This window comes from Vibrio sp. 10N.222.46.A1, assembly GCF_041473595.1.
In the GTDB taxonomy this organism is placed as follows: domain Bacteria; phylum Pseudomonadota; class Gammaproteobacteria; order Enterobacterales; family Vibrionaceae; genus Vibrio; species Vibrio tasmaniensis_A.
This window is the reverse complement of the sequence record NZ_JBFRSN010000852.1, coordinates 1-4,146: the sequence shown is the minus strand read 5'-3', so window position 1 is coordinate 4,146 and position 4,146 is coordinate 1. Positions and strand designations below refer to the sequence as shown.

Genomic DNA, 4,146 nt, shown 5'->3' with positions numbered 1-4,146 from the left:
AAATCGATACCAACACTGAACTTAGGCGCCTGATGTTGCTCTTGAGAAGATAGCTCTTGTGAATGCATCTGCGGCGTATGTTCTTGAGAAGAAGACTCGTGCGATGATGGCTGAGTTTGGTGTTCCATTATAGCTCTACCTCTGCCGGTGCAATTACAGATGCATCGTAGTTTTCAGCAAGCTTAGGCAGGTTCATGTTAGTTGCTTTCCAACCTTTGTGAACCAATGTGCCGTTGAATGGTGCGTTACCCGTTACGTTGCCAGTTAGGCGAATTTCTTGAGGGTTGAAACCTTCAGCAATAGTGATACGTGTTTCTTCATCTTCAGTGCGGATGTGAGACAGCGTTACGTAATCGGCTAATACTTTTTGACCGCCAGTGTGAATAACACGAGCTGCTGCGCCAACTTCTTCATCAGAGAATGACGTTAGGTCTTCTTTTAGGAAGTCAATTAAACGAGCTTCTTGCTGCATGATAGACAGTAGTTGCATTGCAGAATCTGTTGGTGCTGTTGCCAGCTTAGATTCAACTTCTACTACTTTTTCGATCACACGTTCAACTTCAACAACTTTCTCTACTTCGACAATTTTCTCAACTGGCTTTTCAACTTCAACGATCTTTTCTACTGGTTTTTCTACGACTTTCTCAACCACTTTGGTTTTACGAGAAACGGCAATTAGCAGTAGTAAAACGCTTGATGCAGTTAGGCCTGCGTGAAGCATATCAAACGTTTGTGGGATTAGGTTCAAATCAACGATCATAGTGATTTCTCTTTAAAATTGATTTAACGGTATATTCGTCGGTTTAAAGGAATATACAGGTTGGAAAGAAACTCAGTGGCATAAGGCCGAAATGGTCACTTTCAAGCTATAAATATGGGTGGATACTAGCATATTCAAGGCTTAAGGGCTTTATTTAATGTTTTCAATAAACTGGCTTTTTGGTGAGTTAGCTTGAAAGTTAATCGAGATTTGTCTGGTTATTGGTCATGGGGGTCAGTAAAATTTACAAAATGCCCGTTTAATGTGACATTTAGGACTAAACATGAATGGAGCATTATTTCCGTCCGTTATATACTTTTCATTCAATAGAGCCTATTTGGAACCCGCATGCCCCAAACTACTGACCCACTAACAGGGTTGAAGAGACAAACTCTCCCGTTGGTCGTATTTTCGGTCAGTTTTTTGATTACTGTTTTGTGCTTTGTATTAGTCATGCTTAATCAAAAGCGTGCGCTGAATATGAATTTGGATAGTTTTGCTACTCACCAGACATTGAGCTTGGAAGCCTTTATAGATAATGATGTTGCATATATTGGGTCTGGTGCTAATTTTTTCTACGCAAATGACCCTGAAAATTGGGATAAGTTTGATCGCTTTGCTAAGCAAACCATAGATGATTCAAAGAGTTTAATTGCCTTGCAGTGGATGCAAAAAGTGCCCGCAGACGAGATAGCTGAGCACACGGCGAAAATGAAAGAAAAGTACCCATTCTTTAAGCTGTATACCATTCCTAAGAACCAAGCAAAAACCTATGGCTACATTTTGGATGGTCAGCCAGCTTTCGTTGCTAGCGATATTTTCCCCAATACAGAACCAAACAACAAAGTTCTTGGCTTTTACTCTTCTAGAGAGCGATTTGATCTCGTTCTAGATAATATCAAACAGACACGTAAGGCGAATATTTCAGACAAAGTTCGCTTGATACAAGATGGGCTAGATAAAGGCACAAAAAAGAGTGGCATGTTGGTGTATCACCCTGTCTTTGAGGGAGAGAGTGACAACTTACTCGGCGTTGTAATTGGTGTGGTTCGCACCACATACTATTTTGAGAACTTGCTGGCTTCGACGGTTGGGGATATGAATGTTTATGTCCGCGTTAGTGATGTCGGTTTTGAAGCCGAAGATGCACCTGTCTTGTTCGAAACGAAAGGTTATGAGGGTGTGACTGGACAACATATCACCAAGAAAATCACACTCACTAACCGTGAATGGGTTGTCGACTTCAAGATAGACTCATGCATTTCGTTTAATGGTTACCTGGTGTTGGCCGGGATTGCCCTCGTGGGCACGACTATTTCACTGTTGCTTTCTTATATCGTTAAACTGCAAGTCCAAGAAAAAGTACGCCTGTATAAAATGATTGATGAAAGAACGGAAGAACTCCGTTTTCTTGCCAATCATGACAGCCTCACAGAGATTTATAATCGACGAGCCTTTAATAAGGTGCTCGATAAAGCGATACAAGGTGACAAGCCGTTTAGCTTGATTGGATTTGATGTCGATAAATTTAAAGGGATTAATGATCAATTTGGCCACCCGGCTGGTGATGCCTTACTGGTTCATGTAATTCAGTTGATTTCAGGCAGTTTGAAAGAGGGCGATCATGTCTTCCGTATGGGAGGAGATGAGTTTGGTATCATTTCGAGCGTCATTGAACACGACGCGCTGGCACGTTATTTAGAATGTATTTTAGATACGGTGAGCGAGTCTCACTGTGAGCATAAAGGTCAACTATTGAGTTGTACTCTAAGTATCGGTGCTACCATCCGCAGTAAAGAAGACATCGAAGAGCTCCTTCAAAAAACCGATAGTATGCTTTACCTAAGTAAGTCAAATGGCCGAAATCGCGTTACAATTGCAGGCTAAATGAGCACTTGATGCAACTAGGGTCGAGTTCTGTATTGGGCTCATGTACAATTTGACAAAATTTTTGACGAGAGAATTAGGCGACGTATGAATCACAATCGAGTGGTATGTTTCGATTTGGAAATGTGCTGTTGGAGCGAAGACGGTGTGGGAACAACAGGCGAGATCATTGAAGTTGGTCTTGCTGAAATTGATCTAGCATCTGGCACTATCGTCAAGCGAGCACAATACTACGTTAAGCCAGAGAAAGATGAAGTCTCTCTGTTCTGCGCCGAGCTAACGGGCATAACACCTCGTAAAATCGAAAAGCAAGGTCGTCCATTAGAATCTGTCATCAAGTCGATGATTAAGAACTTCGGTGGACCAAAAAAAATCTATGCAGCGTGGGGACGTGACGACCTTATCTTACACAAAGAGTGTATTGAGAAAGGCATCGAACCTCCGTTCAGCGAGTTCTTGAACATCGCCACGCTTTATCGAGTTCAGAATCGATTGAAAGAAAAACGTATTGGTCACCGTGCTGCTCAAGAAGCGAAAAACATTGAGTGGGAAGGTCGTCAGCACTCTGGTTATGTTGACGCTTATAACTTGGCAAAGCTTGCGCTGACGATGTTGTAATCGTTTGTATTTCAGAGAGGCGCTTGGTTAAATACTGAAAGGTTAAACACTTAAAGTTAGCCTGAATCTTGTGAGTTATTAAAATGAAGAGCCACCTACTTATTAGGTGGTTTTTTTGTGCCTGTTATTTGAGGGTAATGACGATCCAAATTAAGGGCAATGACTATTCACGTTAAGGGCAATGACTATCCCAAGAAACCTAATTTCAACAAGTGGTTTATCAATAGTGAAGTCCCAGCGAGTGATGTGTTGATTCGTTAGGCATGGCACTTAGGCTGCTTTTGACTAACGCCAGAAGATTAACATTCACAAGGAGAGTGATGTGAAAATAGCGATATTGGATGACTACCAGAACGTCGTTAAAGACCTCGATTGCTTCAACAAACTCGAACAACACGATGTCACGGTATTTACCCAGACTTATTCAGAGCAAGAGCTCGCCATTAAGTTAGTCTCGTTTGAAGCCATTGTGCTCATTCGTGAAAGAACCGAGATCACCGAATCTTTGTTATCGCAGCTCCCAAACCTCAAGCTGATTAGCCAGACGGGCAAAGTAAGTAACCATATCGACCCGCAAATGTGCGAACGATTTGGTGTTACCGTGTTAGAAGGCCGAGGCTCGCCAGTCGCACCCTCTGAATTATGCTGGGCGTTGATTATGGCTGCATCGCGCCACATTCCTACTTACGCGTCAAACCTTAAGCAAAACCAGTGGCAAGATTCAGGCTCGTTAGGGTTAGGTCGAACTTTGAAGGGCTTGAAGCTTGGTATTTGGGGTTACGGAAAAATCGGAAAATGCATTGCACAATATGCCCAAGTATTTGGGATGTCTGTCGTAGTGTGGGGCAGCCAAGCTTCACGTGATCAAGCACAAGCGGATG

Annotated in this window: 4 protein-coding genes; 3 read left to right on the top strand and 1 reads right to left on the bottom strand. The window is 42.5% G+C overall.

All coding sequences use genetic code 11. The annotated features are described in order from the left end of the window. Window positions 1-127: 127 nt before the first annotated feature. Window positions 128-760 (bottom strand): DUF2760 domain-containing protein, encoded by a 633-nt coding sequence (locus AB4496_RS20975; RefSeq protein WP_102258585.1) that lies wholly within the window; start codon window positions 758-760, stop codon window positions 128-130. 348 nt (window positions 761-1,108) lie between these two features. On the opposite strand from AB4496_RS20975, the gene AB4496_RS20970 reads away from it, so the two are divergent. From AB4496_RS20970 to AB4496_RS20960, 3 genes are all read left to right on the top strand, one after another. Further along, complete coding sequence (locus AB4496_RS20970) at window positions 1,109-2,647, top strand: sensor domain-containing diguanylate cyclase (protein ID WP_102258584.1); 1,539 nt, start codon at window positions 1,109-1,111, stop codon at window positions 2,645-2,647. An 87-nt stretch (window positions 2,648-2,734) separates the two neighbouring features. Then, on the top strand, window positions 2,735-3,265 hold the full coding sequence (locus AB4496_RS20965; protein WP_009847018.1) for a 3'-5' exonuclease: 531 nt from the start codon (window positions 2,735-2,737) through the stop codon (window positions 3,263-3,265). Window positions 3,266-3,587: 322 nt separating this feature from the next. Then, window positions 3,588-4,146, top strand: a 559-nt coding sequence (locus AB4496_RS20960; RefSeq protein ID WP_372131857.1) for an NAD(P)-dependent oxidoreductase, incomplete at its 3' end; no start/stop codon positions are given.